Genomic DNA, 22,383 nt, shown 5'->3' on the forward strand with positions numbered 1-22,383 from the left:
GTCATAGAAACGTCAATAAATGACTAATCATAGTTATATTTTAAAACAAATTAAGGATAGAGTCATAGATGCAATGTTGGTTATAACTGTTTTATACCTTAAGAATGCGTGAGAGCCCGATATCTGCGTAACCATCGTTTAGGCTGCCAAGGAAATTTAGGCAGCTTTTTTTTGCATGATCGATGAAAAGCCAACAGATAGTATATAATGAAATTCGTGTCTTCGGACAGGCTAGATGTGGAATCCCGTTCATTTCAGGACATATGTCCTTTCCTGCGTCCGGTGAGATCACTTTTAATAGTATACAGATCTATAGATGAAGGAGTTTGTATCGTGAGAGGAATTTTATTTGCATTCATTGGCGGTGCCTGCATTACGCTGCAAGGTGTAGCCAATGCCCGGATCAGCCAGGATATGGGCACCTGGCAAGCCGCCGCGATCACGCAGCTGACCGGGTTTTTGATGGCATTGGTCATTCTGCTGTTCGTCCGGGACGGCAGCAGGCAAGGCTTCGGGCAAGTGAAGCCGCTGTATCTGATCGGCGGAGCGTTGGGCGCGCCCATCATATTCAGCGAGGTGACGGCGATTCAGAACATCGGTGTTACATTAACGATATCCGCGTTATTAATCGCCCAGTTATTCTTGACGTTCCTGATTGACAGCAACGGATGGTTCGGCGTGGCGAAGAAGAGAATGAGTTTGCCTCAATTCATCGGGATCGGGATGATGATTGCCGGAGTCGTGATTATCAAATTATGATGCGGACAATAAGGGGCCTTTAGACTGGTGATGGGGAAAGGAGACAGGGACGTGAAGGAAATTCATGATGCCGAGCTCATGCAGGATTATTTGTTAAGCAACCAAATCAATTCCATATTTCCCGATGGGCTAAAGCCTTATTTGGTGTTATATCATTTCGATCACGGCGACATCATCTGTACGCAAGGCGAGCCTGCCGAGATGTTGTACGTCCTGGTTGAAGGGAAAATTAAAATCTTCACGACATCCGCGGAAGGCAAGGCGCTGGTCCTTTCATTCAAAACGCCGCTCGAGGTGATCGGAGACATCGAATACGTTCAGGGAAATCCGATGATCAATACGGTACAGGCCGTGTTGCCCGTCTACATGATCGGCGTGCATTATCGTTGGCTTCGCAAATACGGGCAGGAGCATCCGCCGCTGCTTCTATTTTTGCTGCGGATCATCACGCGGAAATTTTATATCAAATCCAATTTCTTGAGTTTTAATTTACTGCACCCGGTGGAGGTGCGACTGGCCAGTTATTTACTGTCCGTTTCGGAGGAAGCGTCGGGCACGTTTGTCATGAGCGACCCGGCGGCATACCATCTGACGGATGTCGCGAATCTGCTCGGAACCAGTTATCGGCATTTAAACCGGGTGATTCAGAAATTCAGTCATGAAGGACTGATCGTGCGTCGCAAAGGTTCCATTCTGATCAAAGATCGGGAAGCGTTGATGAGTGTAGCCGGCGGCAATATCTACGAAGAATGACGATGGTGAAAGAAACCGTAAGGGAGATAGAGCATGGTAGCAGGATTGGTATTAGCGCTGATCGCGGGTTCGTTGGTTAGCTTGCAGAACATTTTCAATAACAGGGTGAATGAAAAAACAGGCTCCTGGTCTACAACGACGTTGGTGCTAGGCATGGGCTTTGTGGCTTCGTTCGCCATGAGTCTTGCCGTAGAGGGAAAAGGGACATTCGACATTCAAAACATGGAGCCCTGGTACTGGATCAGCGGAATGATCGGAGTCGGGGTCGTGATCTGTTTGGTACAAGCGACAAGGCTGCTTGGTGCTACATTCGCGATTTCGATCGTTATGACCTCGCAGCTCGGCTTCGCGCTGCTGTGGGACTCTTTGGGCTGGTTGGGCCTGGAGAAGGTCCCGTTTACGAGCAATCAGCTGATCGGTGTTCTTGTGATTGTCGGGGGCATACTAGTATTTAAGTTAGGCGGTAAACAGGAGCAGCAAGAGACGGCATGGCCATCAGCAAACGAAGAATGAGGGAGGAATCCATATGATAACGGAAATTGATAAAATCGCTTGGATCCACATCGTGGATGGACGCATACTGTGCGCACGTTCAAAAGGCAAGGACACGTATTACCTGCCCGGAGGAAAGCGGGAACCGGGAGAATCCGATATCGAAACCCTGGTTCGGGAAATTGAGGAGGAGCTGTCCGTTCGCATCAAACCGGAGTCCGCGGCGAATGCAGGGAGCTTCCGCGCTTCCGCCCACGGTAAATCGGAGGGCGTTCGAGTAACGATGTCCTGTTACACGGCTGAATATGAAGGGGAGTTAAGACCGGCTTCGGAGATTGAAGAGCTGGCATGGCTCACGTATAAGGATCGGGCACGGGTCTCCGAGGTCAGCCAGATGATCTTTGATCATTTGCATGAACTGAAAAAACTGGCGGATTAAGCCTTAGGGATTATCCTATTACTTGATCCTGGCTGCCATCTGACGGGCGTTTTCATTATCCATGCCCGTCCTGACAGCAGGCCCAAGTGAATACAGCCATGCAACAAAAAAAGACGCTCCGAGGGGAGCGTCTTTTGTATTTGGAACAAATGTTCGTTTTATGGGTCATCTAAATTGAAAATCACTATATTCGGCTTTGATATTATTAGTATAACTCAGCGTTAAATATAAGTCTATATTTTGCCAGGAAAATGCCCTATAGTTTGTAATACCCGGCCGGGATAGAAACTGCATCGCCAATGTTTAACTTGGGCTGTTGGGACTGAAGAGAGGGAGTTTTATGCCAATACGATTATGGAATACCAATTTAAAGGTTCGATTATTCGGCGAAGCGCTGTTCAATATGCTGTTTTGGATGTATTTTCCTTTCATAACGGTATATTTCGGCGCTGCTCTAGGCAATCATATCGCGGGAATCCTAATGACGGTTCCTCCGATATTCAGCATCGTTGGCAGCCTCCTCGGCGGCGCTTTAGCCGATCGGCTGGGACGACGCCCCGTCATGCTGCTTGGTGCCTCGCTGCAAACGGTCATGTTTGCGCTGTTCGCGCTGTCGCCTTCGCACTGGACCGATTATGCCGCATTTATCGGCATCGGATTCGGGGGAGCCATCTACAGGCCGGCCAGTTCGGCGATGGTAGCGGATTTGGTTCCCGTTCAAGAACGACGGCAGGTATTCGCAACGTTTACGACGGCGAACAACTTAGGGGCCGTGCTTGGTCCGGCACTTGGAGCCATTTTCTTTTTTCAGTATCGGCAAGAGCTCCTGTGGTCATGTTCAGTCGTATTGCTGGTCTATTTCATCGCGATTTACTTTATTGTTCGGGAAACCTTGCCGGCTTCAGCGAAGAGTCCGGAGCGATCTGATTCGATCCCTCAGGTGTTCAAGGCGCAGTGGAAGGGATATGGCATCATTTTTCGGGATAAAGTGTTTCTGGTATACATACTGGCAGGGATATTTGCCCTAGTGACCATCATGCAGCTGGACCTGTATTTGGCGGTATATGTCATCGATTATGTGCCATCCCAGACGCTGTTCTCTTGGAACGGTCATTCGCTAATGTTATCGAGCACGGAGATTCTTGGGTGGGTACTGGGCCTTAACGGGCTCCTGTTCGTTCTATTTATTCTTCCGGTAACCAAGTGGTTTCGGAACTGGAAGGAGCGTGACGTATTCGTTCTTTCTTCCTTGTTATCCGGTGTAGGCACGTTTGCGCTTGGGCTGAACACCAACATCTGGTTTTTATTCTTCGTAACCATTATTTTTACTTTCGGGGAAATTGTCCGCTCGCCGGTGACGCAAAGCTTTATCAGCCATTATGCGCCGGAGCATGCAAGAGGGCAGTATATGGGAGCTGACAGCTTGCAGTTTACGGTAGGAAGATTGCTGGCGCCGGTGACGGTATTTCTGTCAGCTTGGGTACCGCCGATGGGCGTATTCGGCATCATACTGTTATCGGCCTTGATCAGCACGGTGTTGTATATTCTGCTATTTCGAATGTATGTAGAAAAAAGCCATAGCTAGCGGACGCTTGAATGGATCGTAAAAAGAAAGGGCCAAGCCGGGTTGGGACGCAACCGGCTTGGCTTTTTTACTTTTTCATACGAGGCTTGCCGTGGAGGTTTGGAAAAATGTTGTATTTTTATATTTACAAACCGCCGGTCGGTATATATAATGGATTTACAAATTCACGGAAGGTTGGTGAAGGCCATGATACCGTTTATTGCCATGTTCGTGTCGCTTCTTTTGTTTCGGGCACTGGGCTTTGCAGGTTGGGAGTATACGAATGATTGGGTTAATTCGCTCAGGTTAGCGGTTGCGGTCATGTTCCTGATTACGGCTTCTGCCCATTGGGGAAAACGGCGAGCCGATCTGATCGCGATGGTCCCGCCGGGGATCCCTAATGCCGCGCTTGTCGTTACCGTCACCGGGGTGCTGGAGATTGCGGGAGCTATTCTGATCCTTATTCCGGCCACGACCGCCTTCGCCTCTTCAGGCCTGGCTCTTATGCTGCTGGCCATGTTTCCGGCCAATGTGTTTGCTGCAAAACACCGGTTGCCGCTCGACGGCAAGCCGGCCACTCCGATCGGACCGAGAACGCTGATGCAAATCGTGTTCTTGGCTGCGGTCATCATGGCGGGATGGCTTCCGCCTCAGGGGTAACCAACCATCATCAAGGAGGATAACAGATGAAGCAGGAAGAACGACGAGAGCAGACCAAGCGAATACTGCTTGAAGCCACGGAAGAACTGATACGTGAGCAGGGCGCAAGCCGAACCACGCTCAATGACATCATGAAGCGTTCCGGCTTGTCCAAGGGAGCTATTTTTCATTATGTTTCAAGCAAGGATGAGCTGTTTGTCCTCGTGTTAAGAGCAAAGCTTGCCGAACAGAACGAGCAGTTCATGAACGAGGTGAACAAGCAAGGGGACATTAAACAGTTTGACGGGCCGATGAATGCCATTGCAAACGGCATGTCGAGACTGGAAAGCAGGGACGATGTCAGCAACCTGATCTTGATGTACCTGATCGGCAAAAGCGATCAGCCGGAAATTGCCGACATTGTGGCTGGCTTCTACAGGGAAGCGAGAGCCACTTCCAAGGAATGGATTGTTACGGGCCAGGAAGCCGGCGTCATAACGAAATCCATCGATGCGGAACGGACGGCGGAGCTGTTCGAGCTGTTGTCTTTCGGATTGCGGATGCGGGGACTTATCGGCGTAACAAGCGATGTATTCAGCACGAAGGAATATTCGGATTTCATCATCGATATATTGCGGCCCGGGCATCGGAAGGAGGGGGATGACTGATGACGTTATGGTTATTTCTTCACATTGCCGGATGCGTATTGTTTCTGGGCAATATCGTCACGGCAGCATTCTGGAAGGTACGGGCGGACCTGAAAGGGGATCCTGCAGAAATCTATCAGACGGTAAAAAATGTCATGTTAGCCGATGCCGTGTTCACGCTTCCAGGCCTGCTGCTGATCATCGTTTCAGGCATAGTGATGGCCATGCAAGCCGGATATGGAATGAGCGGGATGAGCTGGCTTACGGCTTCCTTGGTTTTGTTCGGCATTACGGGAATTCTGTGGGCGGGCATATTGATTCCTCTGCAAAAAGGAATGATTCGGCATAGTTTGCAGTCCGTAGAGGATGGAGGAATATCAGCAAGTTATAAGCGAGCTTCAACGTATTGGGCGGTAGGCGGGACGATAGCAACACTGCTGCCGTTCGTTATTTTATACCTCATGGTGAGCAAACCATTCTGAACGATAATGACGATCTGATCGCTAAACCGCGATCGGGTCGTTTTTAGTTAACGGTCCGCAACGAAACATGTCGCGTGAAGCGCCGTCTCCCTCTCGCGTTAGCGCATATTTGACAATCGTCTGCATACGATTAGGCGAGAAAGCTTGCGAATAGGGAGGAAAACTTCATGTCCGTTTATGATCCGCAGCTGGTTCAGATGGTTAAGGCTTATCTGCCAAACGGCGCGGAAATTGTACACATGGGTCATACTGCCAAACATGCTGCCGTCATAACCGCCGATCTTACGGGAGATCAGGTGCCTGAAATCGTTGGAGTGTATCGATTGAATGAAGCATTATATCTATTTGTGCTGCTTTATCGAAATGCTGGTTACGAAGTCGTTGCCAATGTCATGGGACAGGGGTATGGGGTTACTTTACTGACGGCAGCTCCCGTGTTAAACCCTAGCCTGAACCATGTAATCGTAGGTTGGCAGCTCGGCTCTATCTGGTCCAAATTGTCGATCTACGCATGGACTTCGGAGGGATATAAGGATATCGCGCCTGCTGACGTGAATTTCAGTTATATCGATATCGTGGATCTGCCCGGTCCGGCGGGCTCGGATGGTCTTGCTGAAATCGCGTTATGGATCCACGATACGGGAGAAGCGTATCGAGTCGAAGTGGTCAGGTGGGACCGAGGAACGTTAGTGCTTGCAACGGATGCTTACCCTTATTATTTTCCTGCCGTCGTTCAGTATTACGAGAGATTGACGCACGAACATCCGGATTACGCTTATTATTGGTACTACTTGGCAGACGCGCAATACCGGGCAGGGATGCCGGAGGCCGCGCTAGTGTCGGTCCGTAAAGCACTTGAGTTCGCAGAGCCTTACCCTTCACGCGAGATTCTGCTTGAGCTTGAGAGCCGGATCAAGGAAATGCTGGCAAGCAGGGGGAAATCGCAGACCCTTGGCCGCTTATATCCGGCATCCGTGAAAACAACGAGCGGAACAAAGTGGGGATACATTGACCGTAGCGGCAGCATGGTCATTCAACCCAAGTATGAGGATGCTCAGGATTTCCAGGACAATGGCCTTGCAGTCGTTGGCGCAGGCGGCCTTTATGGGCTCATCGACCGGTTCGCCCGTTTCGTCGTGAAGCCCACGTATCAATCCATTAGCCCATTCTTGGAACATCGAGCGACCGTGATCGATCGTCAAGGCTTTCAGATGATCAACGAACAAGGGCGAGTGCTGACAAGGCGGAGTTATCCGTATATCGCGGGGCTTAGCGAAGGAAGAGCCGTTTTCGATGTTACCGATTCCGGCGGCGGAGATGGCGCAAACAGCCGATACGGCTACCTCGATGCCGAGGGTCAGGAGGCGATCCCTGCGCAGTATGAGGAAGCGAATGTTTTTGCAGGCGGCAAAGCCGTTGTGAAAATAAAAGAAAATCTGTATGCCCTCATCGATCCCCAGGGACGCCAATTGGCCACCTATCCGTTCGCTTACGTTGGACCGCTAGGTGAGGGCATGCTGGCCTTCCAGAGGGAAAGCGCCGGCAAGTACGGTTATATCGATGAACAGGGAAACGTTGTCATCCCGCCGGCTTTTTCTTCGGCATTTCCTTTCCATCACGGCAGAGCTATCGTTAACACGGCTGAAGATTACCGATCGAAGTATGGCGTCATTAATAAACAGGGAACATGGGTGATCCAGCCGGAATATAACGACATCCGGGATTTGAAGGAAGACCGGTTTGCACTCGGGCGTGCGATCGATCCGGAACAGCCGTATATTGGATCTATCTATGCCATTGCCGATTGGGAAGGAAAGAGGCTGTCCGATTATGTATATCGTGACGTTCTTGAATTCACGCACGGTTTGGCCTCGGTATATGATGCGATGCAGACGTATTTCATCGATCGATCAGGCCAACCGGCACCGGGATATCCCCGCGATAACGGCAGCGGTTCATTTACGCTGGAACCAGGCGGCTTGATAAAGGCCATGGTCGATCAGAGGCTGTCGTATCTGGATCGATCGGGCCGCGTCATCTGGAAGCAGAATACGGTAATTCCGTTACAGCCTCCTTATCAGGTCGCAGAGGAGAAGTATAAACCCAATCCGGATTACTTAGTTTATTATCCTCAGATCGAGGGAATGAGGGATCGGGCTGCCGAGCAAGCGGTTAATAACAAGCTTAAAGATATGTCTCAAGTAAAGTCCATCCCGGCCGACCAGCAGCTGGAATATGCTTATACAGGCGATTTTGACGTCATATTCTACAAGGAGCAGCTGCTAGTACTCGAGCTGAACGGTTATCATTATCCCTTCGGTGCTGCGCATGGCATGCCGACACGAACCTTTGCCTTGATTAACCTGGGGAACGGCAGCATGTATTTGCTGAAGGATTTGTTTAAGCCAGGCAGCGATTATGTGCAGGAGCTCAGCCGGATCGTCGGCAAGCAGATCAAGGAGGATCCTCAGTATTCGTACGTGTTTCCGGACAGTTATACGGGAATCGCTCCCGACCAGTCCTTCTATGTGACGGATCATGCGATTCATCTGGTGTTTGCGCCTTACGAGATTGCTCCTTACGCCGCGGGTTTTCCGACATTCACCATTCCGTTCGCACAGATCCCGGATATCATCAATACCGAAGGTGAATTCTGGAAGGCGTTCCATTCCTGACATTTCATTCAGCGCGCCGCTTTCGAGGACAAAAGCCGTGCCTGGCCTTTTCATAAGACCGAACAAGGTTTAGAATAGATGAATATTGCCATATTGATATCAACGTTGAAAGGACCTTCATGGTGGTAACATTTTTTCTTCTTATTATTTATCTTGCCTTCATTAGTTTAGGGCTTCCGGATTCGCTGCTTGGTGTCGCCTGGCCGGCCATGCAGCCGGATATCGGAGCGGCCTTTGAATCCGCGGGTTTACTGTCGATGATGGTAACCGGAGGCACGATCGTGTCCAGCCTGGTCAGCGGAAGCGTGATCGAACGCTTCGGGACGGGGATCGTTACGCTTATCAGCTGCTTGCTGACGGCCAGCGCGCTGCTCGGGTTTTCGTTTGCGCCATCGTTGTTCTGGCTCATTCTGTTGGCGATTCCCCTTGGTCTAGGCGCAGGAGCAGTTGATGCAGGGTTGAACAATTACGTGGCAAACCACTATAAGGCCCATCATATGAGCTGGCTGCACTGCTTCTGGGGCGTCGGCGCAACGTTAGGACCGATCATCATGTCCTATTCCATGGGGACCGGCAATGCATGGAGAGACGGATATTATACCGTATCGATCCTGCAATTCGCGCTGGTCTTCATCCTGCTGCTTACGTTACCGCTATGGAAGATCGTGGCGAGCCGACATCAGCCTCAAGGCATGCAGGACGTACACACGGGAACCGACTCCGCGAGCAGAGGGGAAGCCATGGTCCAGAAACGCGGCAATCCGCTGCAGATCAAAGGGGTAAAGGTTACCTTGCTGGCATTTTTGTTCTATTGCGGTGTTGAAGTGACCGTTGGTTTATGGGGAGCAAGCTTTCTGGTAGGGACCAGGGGGCTCCCTTTGGAAACAGCGGCAGTCTGGGTATCCATGTATTACGGAGGCATTACGGTCGGCCGCTTCATAACCGGATTCGTGACGCTGAAGATCAACAATCTCACTCTCATACGGGCCGGGCAGGTGACGGCTATTGCAGGGGCCGTCCTGTTATTGCTGCCGCTGCATCCCTATCTGTCCCTCATCGGTTTGATTGTCATCGGACTCGGCCTAGCGCCCATATTTCCTTGCATGCTGCATGAAACGCCGGCGCGCTTCAGCAGAGCCCAATCATCCAAAATCATGGGGTATCAAATGGCTGTTGCCTACACAGGCACAACGATACTGCCCCCGCTCTTTGGGATCGTTGCAGCCCAGATATCCATCGGGTTGTTTCCCGTCGTCATCCTGTTGTTTGCCCTGATCATGATGCTGAGCTCCGAAAAGGTTAATCGGATCCTCTATAAAAGCGGGAAGAGCACGGTTTGATTCGAACCGGGCTTTTCTTTTGTCGGCTGGGATACATAGGGAGTTCAGCCTTGCAGTTTTACTATTTTATGGACAAGTCAATGACAGGATATGTAATACAAAATCATAGAGTAGAGGTGTTTGACACATTATGCTTCATAACCCGACAGGAAAAGAACGCCTCGGATTAGCCTTGCTCCTTAGCTTGCTCGGCATATTAGGACCGTTCAATATCGACATGTATTTGCCCAGCTTTCCCGAAATCGCCGATGACTTAGGCGCGCGTGCATCGCTCGTCCAGTTAAGCTTGACATCCTGCCTGATCGGCCTTGCGGTCGGCCAGATCATTGTGGGACCTATCAGCGATGCGCAAGGAAGAAGAAAGCCGCTCATCATTTCGCTGGTCTTGTTTGCCCTTTCCTCCTTGTTCTGCGCTTTGGCACCCCATATTACGGCGCTTGTCATCGCCAGATTCTTGCAGGGCTTTACCGCAGCGGCAGGTCTGGTCATCTCGCGCGCCGTTGTAAGGGATGTGTTCAGCGGCCGCGAGCTTACGAAGTTTTTTGCCTTATTATCCGTCATCAACGCGGTTGCTCCCATGGTTGCGCCGATGTCCGGCGGGGCCATATTGCTAATGCCGGGAGCGAGCTGGCATTCCATCTTTTATTTTTTAAGTTTGTTCGGGGCAGTCATCGTATTGATCGTGGCCATACGGCTACAGGAAACGTTGCCGCGCGAGAGAAGAACGCCAAGCTCCCTGGCCCATTCGGTACGTACGATGGGAAGCCTGTTCAAGGATCGTTCCTTTATCGGTTACGCGTTGACGGTAGGCTTCATTCACGGCGGAAGCTTCGCTTACGTTTCCGGTACTCCCTTTGTATATCAAGGCATTTACGGAGTGTCGCCGCAAGTCTTTAGCATTCTGTTCGGAATCAATGGAATCGCCATTATAACAGGCAGTTTCATCATTGGCCGTTTTGGTGGCATCATACATGAGCGGAGCCTGCTTCGGATCGGGGTTATGGTCTCGGTAAGTGCAACCTTGCTGCTGCTGATCATGACGATGCTCAAAGGACCTCTTGCGGTCATTGTCATCTTGATCTTTACGTATATGATCACGATCGGCATGGTAGCTACCAGTACATTTACGCTAGCCATGGAGAACCAGGGTCATCGGGCTGGAAGCGCGAGCGCAGTCATCGGTTTGCTTCCCTTAATGCTGGGTTCGATGGTGTCACCGCTGGTCGGGATTAACGAATCCACCGCCGTGCCGATGGGAGCCATCCTGTTCGCCACCTCCGTGCTGGGTGCGGGATCGTTCTTCAAACTGACGAAAACGCAGGGGACGGCAGCGGATTACTGATACAGACCATGGGAGAGAGGGCGATAAGCGTCCTCTCTTTTTTAAGTTTGAACATGCTGCGAATATGCAAAATATCCCTTGCATGACATTCCCATCTCTGTGACAAAATGTACGAAGGTGGTGAATGGTAATGCGTATACAAAACATCTTATTCGGAATGCTGTCTCTTGTATTGATCACGGTAATGGGATGCCAGCACAAACAACCTGCCGAGCAGGATTTGCTGCGGGTAAAATCCGAACAAGGAGCGACGCATAAGAAAGTCATATTTTTGATGATCGACTCCCTAATGGCTCAGGCCATCGATAAGGGCATATCCCAAAAGCAGCTGCCCACCTTTCAAACCTTGATTGAACATGGGCAATACTACAAGGATCTGGTCAGCTCTTTTCCTACGATGTCCGTTACGATCGACAGCACGATGTTAACGGGAGCCTATCCGAACGTACATGGCGTTCCGGGTCTGTTATGGTATTCGACCGACGATAAAAAATTGATCAATTACGGCACCGGACCGATGGAAATCTTAAGGCAGGGGATCAATCCGGTCCTGACCGATGCGTTAATCCATCTGAACGGGAAGCATTTACATGCGGATTCGCGTACGATCCACGAAGATTTAGCCCTCAGGGGCTTGAAATCGGGGTCGATCAACGGCTTGGTATATCGCGGAACGACCGAGCATACGCTGACGATCCCGGATTGGATACAGGGGCCGACGTCGCTGCAGAAAAATATAAAAGTTAAAGGCCCGGATTTTTTAACCTTGGGAGCTCTGTCCAATCCCTTCGACGGTAACGAGAAATTGCCTGACGATCTCACCGAACGGATGGGGATGAACAATAAGTTCGCGATAGGGGCCGTAAACTATCTGATCCAAGCTGATAAGCTGCCGGATTTTTTGTATGTATATTTGCCGGACTTGGACCAGAAGCTTCATAAAAAGGGGCCGTCGGAGCTCGAAGGCGTCAAAAAGGTGGATCAGCAGCTTCAATCCTTACTTGCAGTCGTTCGGATCCCCGGAAAAAGCGTTCGAAGAGGCTATATTTGTCATCGCCGGGGATAGCGGCATGACGCAGCTTCTTCCACGTGAGCAGCGTTCGGAGATTGATTTGCCTGCTATGCTGAAGGGCATCCGCATATTAAAGCCGGGTGAGGATCTCAAGGATGAAACCGAGATTGCGCTGGCGGTGAATGAAACGATGGCTTACGTATATAAGTTCAAGCCGGATCGTACGTTGCGAAGCTTGGCCGAAATCATAAGCAAGGATGACCGCATTGATTTTGTTGCATGGAAAGAAGACGAATGGATTCACGCCATGCAGGGATCCACGTATAAGGAGCTCCAATATAAAGAGAAGGGCAGCCTGATCGACCGTTATAAACAAGCGTGGACCGTGAAGTTGGATGCCGAAGTGCTGGACCTTCAATTGAATGCCCAGACTCGCACTTTGGACTACGGGCAATATCCGGATGTGCTGGCAAGATTGTCAGGGGCGCTGAACTCCCATAAAGGACAATTCTTGGTGGTGACGACTAAACCGGGATACGAATTGGCGGACCGAAGCTCGCCGACCCATGAGGGGGACGGGGGCCACGGATCGATTCGCCACATGGAATCGCTTGTTCCGCTGATCATTGTCGGAACAAACGAAAAGCCTCCGCATTTACGTATGGTTGACTTGAAAGCCTATTTGCTTGATTTGCTGGCGAATCACAATCAAAAGGCAAAATAGTGCTGCCGATGAATCTGCCTGTGCTAGGCACCCTGTTCCATTTTTTTTGGAAAAGGGTGCCTTTTTAGTAGCGATTTTTTTGGCCTTTGCCGTTATAATATGATGTAATTCTTGCCTAGAAAAAGAGAAGGAGTTGGACTAATATGTCATCAAACCGCTTGATTCATTCCGTTATTTTTTCGCTTAAGCACGAGAAAGGCTCGGAGGAAGAGCATCGTTTCCTGGAGGACGGACGAGCTGCCCTCAGCACGATTCCGACGGTTCAGGAGTTTAAGGTATTCAAGCAAATCAGTCCCAAAAATACATACGATTACGGCTTCTCCATGAAGTTTGCGAGCGAAGCCGATTATGAAGCCTACAATGTGCATCCTCAGCATGTTGATTTTGTCGAGAATCGCTGGGAGAAGGAAGTCGAGCAGTTTCTGGAGATCGATTACAGCGAGATATAGAAGTGGCCCATAAGCAATGGCACCATAAATCATGTTAGGGGGAGAAAACATTGACTAGAGCAGGGGAAGGGTCGGAGCCTCAAATAACGCCGCGGCCGGCGCTAGGACGTCTGAAGCCTTACACGGCGGGTAAACCCATCTGGGAAGTGCAGCAAGAATACGGACTGGATCGCGTCATTAAGCTGGCTTCCAATGAAAATTCGCTCGGTCCTTCGCCAAAAGCATTGCAAGCCATTCAGAATCAGCTGCCTGACCTGCACCGTTATCCCGATGAACGCTCGTCGGTTCTTGCGCAAGCGCTTGGCCGGCACCTGGGATTGGCAGCGAATCAATTCATCGTGACGAACGGCGGAGATGAGCTGATCATGCTGATTTCACGGGCGTATCTGGAGCCTGGCGACGAGATTGTGGTGCCCGATCCGACATTTAGCGAATACGAATTTGGCGCATTTCTCATGTCGGGCACGGTCATTAAGGTGCCGCTGCGCGAGCCATATGCTTTCTCTGCTGAAGATATGCTGGCCGTCATGACGGAACGTACCAAAATCGTTTACCTGTGCACCCCGAATAATCCTACAGGCACCTACATGCCAGAGACCGAAATGAGAAAGCTGCTCGACAGCCTTCCGGATCGTGTGCTGGTTGTCATTGATACCGCGTACCGCCATTATGCCACGGCCTCCGATTATTCGGACGGCATCGATTTCATCAAGTCGGGATATCCGGTCATCACCCTCAATACCTTCTCTAAAATTTATGGGCTTGCGGGCATTCGAGTCGGGTACGGCGCTGCTTCCGAAGGGATCATCCGCACGCTGCTGCAGGTTAAGGAGCCCTTTAACGTGAATGCATTGGCACAGGCAGCGGCCGCCGCCGCAATCGGAGATGAAGAGCATGTCGATGCATCCCGCCGGATGAATGAACAAGGAAGGCACCAAATCTATGAGGGACTGAGCCGATTATCGATTCCTTACGCCGAGAGCATGAGCAATTTCATTCTGGCAGAGCTTGGCGAACATGCAGATATCATATACCAACAGCTGCTGGAACGGGGGATCATCGTTCGGTCAGCCAAAGGGTGGGGGCTTCCGCATCATCTCCGGATTTCGGTAGGAACCGCGGAAGAAAATCAAGGATTGCTGGACGCTTTACGCGAGATCCTGATCGAATCAAAGTAAACCGTTGAAGAAACAATACATGGAGCATAACCCGGGAGGCAAGGATCACATCAAAAATCTTGCAGCATCCAGCTCATCCAAAACAAAAAGGGCCGCAGGCGCGGCTCTTTTTGTTTTGAGTTCCATCTGTTTTTGATCCATTTTTCCGGGACCTACAGGTTTTTAAGATTGCCACGATTCTCAATGACGGTCGTAACGCTCAGCTTGAAATCCAGATCGGGATAATACGTCGTTCTCCAATCCTGCAGTTGTTCGCGGGTCAGGTGGTTTCTGAAATGTTGTCCCAGGGCCAGTATATCCGCTTGTTCTTTTTGCGTTTGCTTAAACATCTGATTCAGCCTGGTGGTGAGCAGTTCTTCCAGCTTCCCGTTGATCTGCTCTTCCGTCGGGTGTCCCCTGGAGTCCAGGATGGTGACTTTCAGCCTGAGATGGCTTCGAAGATAAGGTCTTCCATCCTTCATCCAGCTGCGATGGGTCAGCCTGTTGCTAATGATTTGAACGGTGGCGCTGTTCATAACCTCGACCTTCCCGAATGCGCTTTTTCCGTAAAAGGCATTGGCAACAAGGGTTTCGTCGGGCCCGATTCGGCCTGTCATCCTGCCATTCTTGATGATGGCTGAGCCTACGCATTCGATACTGGTGGATCTGCCTGAGCGAATGATCGGGACGATCACGTCGTGCGTATAGGAATGAATGCTTCGAAACATTTGCCATACGCGCGTGTCCGCCAGCTGGGGGTTCCATCCGGCGTTTTTTTCAAAAAAATCATATACGATGCTGCCGCTGTGCTCCGATTTCGCCTGCACCTTTGAAAAGAATTGATCAAGCTCTTCATCGCAGATCGCTAAAAGCGTTTTGGATGAGATGTCCCTTGACCGATTAAACGCGGAAATAATGTCTTCCATGCCCTTGCTGGCAAAGTTCTTATCCACGATGACGATTTTTAAATGCAGCAGATCCACCTGAGTCTCCATGTTCATGCTCATATGATCGATGATTTCATTGATGGTGTTGCCCGTATCCGAAACGATATTGACGGTGCTGGTTTCATTCGTGGCCGGAATGTCCAGAAACACCTTATATTGATTCTCCTCCGTTAACGAAATGCCCATGATCACCGGAAGCGAGCGATGGTTAATGTCTTTGTTATCCCAGCAGCCTGCAAGCAAGGGGACCAGGGCAGCCAGCATGAGAAAGCATTTCAAAGGATGGCGGATGTTGACCGGATTGTCCATTTCAGGTTACCTCCGTTGCACGGTTTGCTTTGTGCTTGTGCCGCCATCCGATAAGGAACGTGATCAGCGGAAGCACCAGGAAAATATACAATCGCAAAGGAATAATCAATACCTGCAAATTCTTGAGGTAATTCCAGTTGGGGATGGCCAAGGATATGGCAAACAGACCAGCGGTCAGAGCAATCAACAGGTAGATGCCGGGGACATTCGGGACAGCCTTCTGGGCTAGCGTCGCAAGAACCCATAAGGTCACTCCCAAGTACATCAGCGCAAACGCCATCAGGCTTAATAAGAAGAAAATCGTGATCCGATCAAACAACAGCCAGGTGATATTCACGGTATCTATGGTCATCAGCATGGGAAATTGGTATAACTCGGCGGTGGCTTGACCAAAGGTCAAAAGCGGCAAATAGACCGATAAGAAGAACATGGGCAGCAGCAGAAGGCAGCCCAGCATCATTTTCTTGAGACTGATATGTATGGATGGAGGCAGCAATCCCAGGAAAAAGGAGCCGCCTGCGTAAACGAATAAACTGACCAGAAAATCGGGCTTTGCGATGAAATTAAAAGTTTGCTCGCGGTCAATGAGCGGCAGCAAGTAGTACCAGTCCACATTTTGAAAGCCTAGGCAGAGAACAAACAAAATGGGGGACATGAACAACACAACCAACAGGACGCTGGTTCGCGCCATGCTGGACATTCCTTGCCACGCCATGAGAAAACCAATCGCAATCAATAGCAGCTGAACCGCCCACAACGGCGTGCTCGATAAGAAGACCAAAGTTAACATCTCGGAATAGGCCCTAAGTGTTACGATGATAGCGATGCCGAAGTAAAAGAATGCAGGAAGCAATAAGATCCACGCCAGGTATTTGCCGGTGCTGCGGAACATATCCACGACATTCGGCTGGGCGGCCCATTTCAGACCTTTAATGTACATATATAGGGCAGCTGCGTGCAGCGCATAGCTGATGGAGATTCCGATCCAGTGGCCCGTGTCCATGCCGGAAAACATGTCGGAGGGATAGAGGAAAAAAATAAGTCCCATATGACAAATCACGTACAGGATGGTTGCTTGATAACCGTTCTTATCCATTTCGCTCATCCTTCTGATTCAATATTGGTAACGACAAGTAAGGAATCCCCATACTTTTCTGATGGCCCATATAAGCACAGATGACAACGATTCCAGCAAGTAATCCCAGCATGCCATAGATGGCGGACAGTATGATCAGCAGATACTTGAACACTCGCACGGATACGGAGTTTTGGAAACCTACCACCGTAGAAGAAGCTATGGTTGTACCCGCCAGCACGATAATCAACAGGTTGCTGACGAGTTTGGCGGATACGGCAGCTTGGCCAAGTATAATACCGCCAACCATCGTAATGGTAGGACCCACGCTTTTGGGTAGACGGACGCTGGCTTCCAGGATCAGCTCCAGAACGATAAGAAGCAGCAGCATCTCGACAAAGGCGGGATAAGGGACTTCCTGACGGCTGTTAGCAATCGAGAGGGCCAGTTGGAGCCGAAGAACCTCGGGATTGACGGATACCAGGGCAACATAGAGTCCGGGAATTATCGTCGCGATCAATACGCCGAGGATTCTCAAGAATCGGATCAGGTACATGAAGGGGAGGGGATAATTATGATCGTCCTTCATGCAGAACATATCCATGACAAGGCTGGGGATAATGATTGCGAACGGATAACGGTCAAGCATTAACACGGCCTTGCCCTGCTGAAGGGAGTGGGCTGCATTCTGCGGAAGTTCCGTCATGTTGAAGTTGGTTACGAGCGACCACGTGTTGACGCCAAGCATCTTTTCGAGCTGCTGGATATGATGAACATCCTGATCCAGACCTGATTTGATTTTTGCTTGAATGGATTGTAATAACCGGGGGTTGATCTTGTCTTCCTGATAGATTAACAATAAGGATTTGGGATGACTTTTTCCGACGGTGTACGTTTCCACGTGCAAGGACGATCCGGTGCAATGTTTTCGGAGAATGCCGATGTTCATATTGATATCTTCCAGAAAGGCGCTGCTGGAGCCGTATAATGTGTTCTCGGTTTCGGGAGATGTGATGGAGCGGGTGACAGTTTTCGATATGGGAAGGACGGCGCAGCAGGCTCCGGACAGGGGTTCCAGAAGGATCAGGTGGCCCTTCTTGATTCCCGTCACAACCTCTTCCAAATCGGGTTCAACAAGCTCGCCCAAAATTTTAAGCAGATCTGCGGGCGGCAGGGCGGTTTCGGTTAGATTCGAGGTTTGGGTTTGAAGCGATGCGATGCTCTGGGGAAGATCCACCAATGAATCAAAACCGATCACCTGGACATGATATTGCAGCAATCGAATTTCAACATTGAAATAATCGGCATTCGCTTTGAAATATTCAGCCAGGCTTTCTTTGAGGTTCATTCCAGCATCCGCTCCCCGCCATTCTTGATACTAGATATCATTTCCATTACGGTCTCCGCTTTATGCATAAAAAGTACGGCCGGTTGATGTCACAATCGCATTGCCTTATTTGTCTATATGATGAATAGATTAAAAAGGAGAGAAATTGGATGGAAAAAATGCTCATTATTAATGCTCATCCGAAGGTGGAAGCAGCCGCCTCTGTCAGTTTACAGGTGCTTCAGCATTTTGTAGAGGCGTACACGAAATGGAATCCAGCAGGGATAATCGAACAGGTAGATTTATACCGCGATCATATACCTGCGATTGACTACAGGGTTCTTGAGGCATGGAGCAAACAGGGAAGAGGGGGGCCGCTTAACGAAGAGGAGCAGCAGATCACGGACCGGATGTCCGTCATCCTGAGGCAGTTTAAGGATGCGCGGAAGTATGTCATAGCCATGCCATTGCACAATTTCAACGTTCCGTCCAAGCTTAAGGATTATATCGACAACATCCTCATCGCGCGGGAGACATTTCGATACACGAAGAACGGTTCGGAAGGTTGCTAACCGATGGCCGCCGTTTGCTGGTCATTCAGGCAAGTGACGCCATTTACACGAATAATGACTGGTATACCGAGGTGGAATATTCACATAAGTACCTTAAATCCATGTTTAATTTCATGGGGATCATGGATTATCAGATCATCCGGGCACAAGGGAATGCCATTCTGGATCGAAGTCAAATTCTGGAGAAGGCTTTTCAGGAAGCCGAAACAGCTGCGAAGGCCTTGGCTATGGCGGAGACTTCAAATATAGAGCCTATACGAAGTGGATTAGCGGAATAGGAATGTATCATGAACAAGGCTGCCTGATGGCAGCCTTTTTTATAAGTATCCGTGATCCTTTAAATAAGCATGCAGGAGCATCATTCCGTCACGGATCTCGCCAGGCTCAAGATGGCCGTAGCCAAACAGCAGCTTGTTGGCGTGGAGACCTTTTTGAATGCTGTGATAATCCAGCGGCGTGATGCGTATTCGATCTTGCCTGATCCTCTGCCTGAAAGCCTCTTCAAAGACACCCCCGGGAAACTCTACGGCAAGATGCAAACCGGCTGCATCTCCCCAAGAACGCCACTCATCTCCAAAGTGTTCATGTAATGAAGACAAGAGGACCTGCCTGCGTTCGCCGTAGATCTTACGCATTTTCCCGATATGCCTGTCAAATTTCCGGGTATGTAAAAATTCGGCCAAAGCAGCCTGTTCAAAAGGGGGATTCTGCACATCGGTATGGGTACGTAACCGGCCCCAGCTTTGTTGAAGCTGACGGGGAACCACCGCGTAACCGATGCGAAGCGCAGGGAATAGAACCTTGCTGAATGTGCCGACATAGACCACCCTATCGGGATCCATGGCATATAAAGGCGAGACGGAATCCCCGTAATATCTGAACTCGCTGTCATAATCGTCCTCAATGATATAGCTGTCGTTCTTTCTGGCGTAACGAATAAGGGCAGCGCGCCGATCGGCCGGCAGGATACCGCCAAGTGGAAATTGGTGGGAGGGGGTGACATACACGGGACCACTTGATTTGCCGCCCAGCAGATCTGTTTGCATGCCGCATTCGTCCACGGGAACTGTACGTATGCGATACCCTTTATTGATAAACGTCTGCAGCATCTCGATATTGCAAGGATCTTCAAACCATATCTCCTGACGGTCCCGATAGAGCAAATCGGCAAGGATGCTGAGCGCATGCGTCGCGCCTGCCGTTATGTATATATCCTGGGCATCCACGCTGAGTCCTTTGCTGCGATATAGCCATAAGGCGATTTCATTGCGCAGCGCCGGCAGGCCCTGGGGACCCGTATAACCCAGCAGGGCGGAGCTCATGCCGCCAAGGGTTTTCGATGAAATCTGCTGCCATGCGTATCGCGGGAATAACCTCAGTTCTGGCTGGCCCGTACGAAAATCCGCTGCAAAGTCAGGAGGGCCTTCTTTTTGCGTCCGCGGTTCGGCGTCAGTCGGAGGATCCAGCACGATGCCTGGGGCGACGCGCGTCGGCGCTCCTTGTCTGCTGACGACATAGCCTTCGACGTTCAGCATGTCCAAAGCTTCGTTGACCGTGGCACGAGACACGTTCAGATCTCTGGCCAATTGACGGGAAGAGGGGACGGCTTCTCCTGACGGCAGGTTTCCTTGAACGATCTTATCCCTTATGGCCAAATAAATTTGGCGTTTGAGCGAAACTTCGCTGTTCCGATCTAATTTGATTCCCCACATGCTGGCTCGACCTCCGACTGGTATGCTTATATTTGTGATCAACTGGTTCTTTTATCATACCAGTTAATTTCCTATGATTGTAGCATAGATTAGCGGCTATCGATTGGAGATTTCAAGGGGATGTGATCATGTTGGAACGATGGAAAGGGATGCTTTATTTAGTGGGGGCTTTCACGCTGGCAGGAACCTCTGTCATCACGGCGTGGCTGTTGAACGGAAAGTTAGGTACGTTTACGATAACGGCGGCCAGCTTATTGCTGGCTCTGTTATGCATGCTTCCTTTTTGCATGAAGGATTTGAGGAGAACGGTTGGCAGGCTGTCATGGGGTGAATGGGGGTATCTGTTTTTTCAGGCGCTCTTGGGTATGTTTCTGTTCCGGATGCTTCTACTGCATGGCCTTCTTCATACTAGCACGGCAGAAGCCGGAATACTCACGGGGACTACGCCCGCTTTTACCGTGATGTTGGCATTCATACTCCTGAAGGAATCGGTTAGCGGCAGCAAGCTGGCAGGCATTCTCAGCACGGTAGGAGGCATCCTCGTATTACAAGGAATTCTCACGCCCGGCCTTTCTTTCAAGGTGCAGCACATATACGGGAACTTGCTGGTGCTCTGCGCGGCTCTAAGCGAATCCGGCTTTAACCTGCTATCTCGTATCGGTTCGGTGAAGCAAACGGCTTCCCCAAACCATGCCATGCATCCTGTAGTCCAAACGACGCTCGTAACGGCGATCGCCTTCCTATTATGCTTGATTCCCGCAGGTTCCGAGGATCCTGTCAATTCTTTGGCCGCCATCGGGTTACGAGAATGGCTGGCACTGATATGGTATGGTCCGATCGTTACGGCCGTGGCGTTCATCATGTGGTATGCCGGCATCAAGCGCTGCCATGTTTCAACAGCTGCCGCTTTTTCCGGCATGATGCCTTTCACGGCTCTATTGTTATCTGTCATGGTACTAAAAGAACCCGCAGGATGGGAGCAGTGGGGCGGAGGCATTTTGGTCGTTCTCGGTATGTTCCTCATTGGCAGGCAGCAGGCCATAAGCCCTCCGTCGGCCAAACTGCTTCAGTCGGAACATGGAAGCCTCGCTGGAGTGAGGGAATAGGTTAACAAAAAGAAGCAGCGTTGATCGCTGCTTCTTTGGCTTGTGGATCGGCAAGGCTCAGCGTTTCAAGAGACTGGGATGCTATGATGCTTAAATGCTATTTTTCTTCGGGTCTCTTGATTTGAAGCGGCGGCGGAATGAGCCATCCTTTTTCCTTATTCATCTGAAGAATCCGCACACCCTGAGCCGTTTTGGCTAGATGATATTTAGCGAATAACGCGCCGATATCCTCCCGGATCGATTGTCCCATGATTTGGCTGCATGCTACCAGTCCGAGCGAGGTATCCGCTGCGATTTTGGCCGCGATTTCCGGATCCGTGAATCTTGCGCCAGCCGGAATATCCTCAAGTTTGACAGGGGGTCTTTCGGGAAGCCCCGGTGCAGGCGGGATTCCGTTGTCGGTAAGCAGCTCATCGCATTCTTTAATCTCGAGTTTAGCCTGATCCAGCAGATCATTTAGAATTTTTTTAAGGTCTTTATCTCCCGCGTGATTCAAATAAGCCTCGTAGCAGGACACCATGCCCTTTGCCAGCATGGAGGTTTCCCATACGCTAAAAATCTCCCCGTAATGCATGGGCTCATCTTTAGGGTTTCCGCTTAATATACCCATCCATATTCGCTCCTTTAATATTTATCCAAACAGAGTCATTATGTACAGGAGGTTATTGTTTCATTCTAATCAGAACGAAGTTCTCGGAAATTTGCAGGAAATCATTGTATCGGATGCTGACGCAAGGATAAAGACGGCAAGATCAACCTGATCGTTCCGGATAAACCAGATCCCGCAGTTGCGAAAGTGCTGCAGCGGTTTATATAAAAATTAATTATAATCATACGGCCTATATATAAGAGTTTGTCGAG

21 protein-coding genes and 1 pseudogene are annotated in these 22,383 nt (G+C 50.2%); 17 read left to right on the forward strand and 5 right to left on the reverse strand.

The features are described 5' to 3' along the window. The first annotated feature begins 333 nt into the window (after positions 1 to 333). The 15 genes from P0X86_RS13785 to hisC all read left to right on the forward strand — a co-directional run bounded on the left by P0X86_RS13785 (position 334) and on the right by hisC (position 14,495). Complete coding sequence (locus tag P0X86_RS13785) at positions 334 to 759, forward strand: DMT family transporter (protein WP_096775465.1); 426 nt, start codon at positions 334 to 336, stop codon at positions 757 to 759. A 51-nt stretch (positions 760 to 810) separates the two neighbouring features. Next, complete coding sequence (locus P0X86_RS13790; RefSeq protein ID WP_277748701.1) at positions 811 to 1,512, forward strand: Crp/Fnr family transcriptional regulator; 702 nt, start codon at positions 811 to 813, stop codon at positions 1,510 to 1,512. 33 nt (positions 1,513 to 1,545) lie between these two features. Further along, positions 1,546 to 2,025, forward strand: coding sequence for a DMT family transporter (locus P0X86_RS13795; protein ID WP_277748702.1), 480 nt, complete (start codon positions 1,546 to 1,548; stop codon positions 2,023 to 2,025). Between the two features lie 13 nt (positions 2,026 to 2,038). Then, positions 2,039 to 2,443 carry an NUDIX hydrolase gene (locus P0X86_RS13800; RefSeq protein ID WP_096775468.1) on the forward strand — a complete coding sequence of 135 codons (405 nt, stop codon included), beginning with the start codon at positions 2,039 to 2,041 and terminating at the stop codon, positions 2,441 to 2,443. A gap of 340 nt (positions 2,444 to 2,783) precedes the next feature. Next, positions 2,784 to 4,028, forward strand: a complete 1,245-nt coding sequence (locus P0X86_RS13805; RefSeq protein ID WP_277748703.1) for an MDR family MFS transporter — start codon at positions 2,784 to 2,786, stop codon at positions 4,026 to 4,028. A gap of 186 nt (positions 4,029 to 4,214) precedes the next feature. Then, positions 4,215 to 4,667 (forward strand): DoxX family protein, encoded by a 453-nt coding sequence (locus P0X86_RS13810; protein ID WP_096775470.1) that lies wholly within the window; start codon positions 4,215 to 4,217, stop codon positions 4,665 to 4,667. Between the two features lie 26 nt (positions 4,668 to 4,693). Beyond that, a complete protein-coding gene (locus tag P0X86_RS13815; protein WP_096775471.1) occupies positions 4,694 to 5,314 on the forward strand; it encodes a TetR/AcrR family transcriptional regulator in 621 nt (206 codons plus the stop codon). Beyond that, positions 5,314 to 5,775, forward strand: a complete 462-nt coding sequence (locus P0X86_RS13820) for a DUF2269 family protein (RefSeq protein ID WP_277748704.1) — start codon at positions 5,314 to 5,316, stop codon at positions 5,773 to 5,775. The genes P0X86_RS13815 and P0X86_RS13820 overlap by 1 nt, the downstream gene beginning before the upstream one ends. Positions 5,776 to 5,942: 167 nt before the next feature. Further along, positions 5,943 to 8,450, forward strand: a complete 2,508-nt coding sequence (locus tag P0X86_RS13825) for a WG repeat-containing protein (RefSeq protein WP_277748705.1) — start codon at positions 5,943 to 5,945, stop codon at positions 8,448 to 8,450. A gap of 119 nt (positions 8,451 to 8,569) precedes the next feature. Next, positions 8,570 to 9,790 carry an MFS transporter gene (locus tag P0X86_RS13830; protein ID WP_277748706.1) on the forward strand — a complete coding sequence of 407 codons (1,221 nt, stop codon included), beginning with the start codon at positions 8,570 to 8,572 and terminating at the stop codon, positions 9,788 to 9,790. 130 nt (positions 9,791 to 9,920) lie between these two features. After that, positions 9,921 to 11,132: a Bcr/CflA family efflux MFS transporter gene (locus P0X86_RS13835; protein WP_096775475.1), complete on the forward strand. Its 1,212-nt coding sequence runs from the start codon at positions 9,921 to 9,923 to the stop codon at positions 11,130 to 11,132. Between the two features lie 130 nt (positions 11,133 to 11,262). Then, positions 11,263 to 12,198, forward strand: a complete 936-nt coding sequence (locus P0X86_RS33130; protein WP_347177540.1) for an alkaline phosphatase family protein — start codon at positions 11,263 to 11,265, stop codon at positions 12,196 to 12,198. Between the two features lie 4 nt (positions 12,199 to 12,202). Further along, positions 12,203 to 12,868: a hypothetical protein gene (locus tag P0X86_RS33135; protein ID WP_347177541.1), complete on the forward strand. Its 666-nt coding sequence runs from the start codon at positions 12,203 to 12,205 to the stop codon at positions 12,866 to 12,868. Positions 12,869 to 13,011: 143 nt separating this feature from the next. Further along, positions 13,012 to 13,317, forward strand: a complete 306-nt coding sequence (locus P0X86_RS13845; protein ID WP_096775477.1) for a Dabb family protein — start codon at positions 13,012 to 13,014, stop codon at positions 13,315 to 13,317. Between the two features lie 50 nt (positions 13,318 to 13,367). Then, on the forward strand, positions 13,368 to 14,495 hold the full coding sequence (gene hisC, locus P0X86_RS13850) for a histidinol-phosphate transaminase (protein ID WP_277748707.1): 1,128 nt from the start codon (positions 13,368 to 13,370) through the stop codon (positions 14,493 to 14,495). Between the two features lie 152 nt (positions 14,496 to 14,647). On the opposite strand, the gene P0X86_RS13855 is transcribed toward hisC, so the two are convergent. Genes P0X86_RS13855 through P0X86_RS13865 form a run of 3 tightly spaced genes read right to left on the reverse strand, consistent with a single transcriptional unit; the run spans position 14,648 to position 18,153 of the window. Continuing rightward, the gene (locus tag P0X86_RS13855) at positions 14,648 to 15,730 is read right to left on the reverse strand and encodes a Ger(x)C family spore germination protein (protein ID WP_277748708.1); all 1,083 of its coding nucleotides are present in this window, start codon (positions 15,728 to 15,730) and stop codon (positions 14,648 to 14,650) included. 1 nt (position 15,731) lies between these two features. After that, complete coding sequence (locus P0X86_RS13860; protein ID WP_277748709.1) at positions 15,732 to 16,826, reverse strand: GerAB/ArcD/ProY family transporter; 1,095 nt, start codon at positions 16,824 to 16,826, stop codon at positions 15,732 to 15,734. Beyond that, a complete protein-coding gene (locus P0X86_RS13865; protein WP_277748710.1) occupies positions 16,819 to 18,153 on the reverse strand; it encodes a spore germination protein in 1,335 nt (444 codons plus the stop codon). The genes P0X86_RS13860 and P0X86_RS13865 overlap by 8 nt, the downstream gene beginning before the upstream one ends. Before the next feature lie 149 nt (positions 18,154 to 18,302). On the opposite strand from P0X86_RS13865, the pseudogene P0X86_RS13870 reads away from it, so the two are divergent. Further along, positions 18,303 to 18,982 (forward strand): annotated as a pseudogene (locus tag P0X86_RS13870) (FMN-dependent NADH-azoreductase). Positions 18,983 to 19,021: 39 nt separating this feature from the next. Here P0X86_RS13870 and pdxR read toward each other — a convergent pair. Beyond that, the gene (gene pdxR, locus P0X86_RS13875) at positions 19,022 to 20,416 is read right to left on the reverse strand and encodes a MocR-like pyridoxine biosynthesis transcription factor PdxR (protein ID WP_277748711.1); all 1,395 of its coding nucleotides are present in this window, start codon (positions 20,414 to 20,416) and stop codon (positions 19,022 to 19,024) included. Positions 20,417 to 20,544: 128 nt separating this feature from the next. On the opposite strand from pdxR, the gene P0X86_RS13880 reads away from it, so the two are divergent. Next, positions 20,545 to 21,522, forward strand: coding sequence for a DMT family transporter (locus tag P0X86_RS13880; RefSeq protein ID WP_277748712.1), 978 nt, complete (start codon positions 20,545 to 20,547; stop codon positions 21,520 to 21,522). Positions 21,523 to 21,619: 97 nt separating this feature from the next. On the opposite strand, the gene P0X86_RS13885 is transcribed toward P0X86_RS13880, so the two are convergent. Beyond that, positions 21,620 to 22,132 (reverse strand): DUF3231 family protein, encoded by a 513-nt coding sequence (locus tag P0X86_RS13885; RefSeq protein WP_213578114.1) that lies wholly within the window; start codon positions 22,130 to 22,132, stop codon positions 21,620 to 21,622. Positions 22,133 to 22,383: the final 251 nt, after the last annotated feature.

Origin of the sequence: Paenibacillus sp. BR1-192 (assembly GCF_029542445.1) — a bacterium.
Taxonomy (GTDB): domain Bacteria; phylum Bacillota; class Bacilli; order Paenibacillales; family Paenibacillaceae; genus Paenibacillus_AQ; species Paenibacillus_AQ lautus_A.

Excerpts from the sequence above, each read along its gene's own strand:
- P0X86_RS13795 (WP_277748702.1), top strand. The coding sequence starts at position 1,546 with ATGGTAGCAGGATTGGTATTAGCGCTGATCGCGGGTTCGTTGGTTAGC.
- P0X86_RS13800 (WP_096775468.1), top strand. The coding sequence starts at position 2,039 with ATGATAACGGAAATTGATAAAATCGCTTGGATCCACATCGTGGATGGA.
- P0X86_RS13805 (WP_277748703.1), top strand. The coding sequence starts at position 2,784 with ATGCCAATACGATTATGGAATACCAATTTAAAGGTTCGATTATTCGGC.
- P0X86_RS13810 (WP_096775470.1), top strand. The coding sequence starts at position 4,215 with ATGATACCGTTTATTGCCATGTTCGTGTCGCTTCTTTTGTTTCGGGCA.
- P0X86_RS13815 (WP_096775471.1), top strand. The coding sequence starts at position 4,694 with ATGAAGCAGGAAGAACGACGAGAGCAGACCAAGCGAATACTGCTTGAA.
- P0X86_RS13820 (WP_277748704.1), top strand. The coding sequence starts at position 5,314 with ATGACGTTATGGTTATTTCTTCACATTGCCGGATGCGTATTGTTTCTG.
- P0X86_RS13825 (WP_277748705.1), top strand. The coding sequence starts at position 5,943 with ATGTCCGTTTATGATCCGCAGCTGGTTCAGATGGTTAAGGCTTATCTG.
- P0X86_RS13830 (WP_277748706.1), top strand. The coding sequence starts at position 8,570 with ATGGTGGTAACATTTTTTCTTCTTATTATTTATCTTGCCTTCATTAGT.
- P0X86_RS13835 (WP_096775475.1), top strand. The coding sequence starts at position 9,921 with ATGCTTCATAACCCGACAGGAAAAGAACGCCTCGGATTAGCCTTGCTC.
- P0X86_RS33130 (WP_347177540.1), top strand. The coding sequence starts at position 11,263 with ATGCGTATACAAAACATCTTATTCGGAATGCTGTCTCTTGTATTGATC.
- P0X86_RS33135 (WP_347177541.1), top strand. The coding sequence starts at position 12,203 with ATGACGCAGCTTCTTCCACGTGAGCAGCGTTCGGAGATTGATTTGCCT.
- P0X86_RS13845 (WP_096775477.1), top strand. The coding sequence starts at position 13,012 with ATGTCATCAAACCGCTTGATTCATTCCGTTATTTTTTCGCTTAAGCAC.
- P0X86_RS13855 (WP_277748708.1), bottom strand. The coding sequence starts at position 15,730 with ATGGACAATCCGGTCAACATCCGCCATCCTTTGAAATGCTTTCTCATG.
- P0X86_RS13860 (WP_277748709.1), bottom strand. The coding sequence starts at position 16,826 with ATGGATAAGAACGGTTATCAAGCAACCATCCTGTACGTGATTTGTCAT.
- P0X86_RS13865 (WP_277748710.1), bottom strand. The coding sequence starts at position 18,153 with ATGAACCTCAAAGAAAGCCTGGCTGAATATTTCAAAGCGAATGCCGAT.
- pdxR (WP_277748711.1), bottom strand. The coding sequence starts at position 20,416 with ATGTGGGGAATCAAATTAGATCGGAACAGCGAAGTTTCGCTCAAACGC.
- P0X86_RS13880 (WP_277748712.1), top strand. The coding sequence starts at position 20,545 with ATGTTGGAACGATGGAAAGGGATGCTTTATTTAGTGGGGGCTTTCACG.
- P0X86_RS13885 (WP_213578114.1), bottom strand. The coding sequence starts at position 22,132 with ATGGGTATATTAAGCGGAAACCCTAAAGATGAGCCCATGCATTACGGG.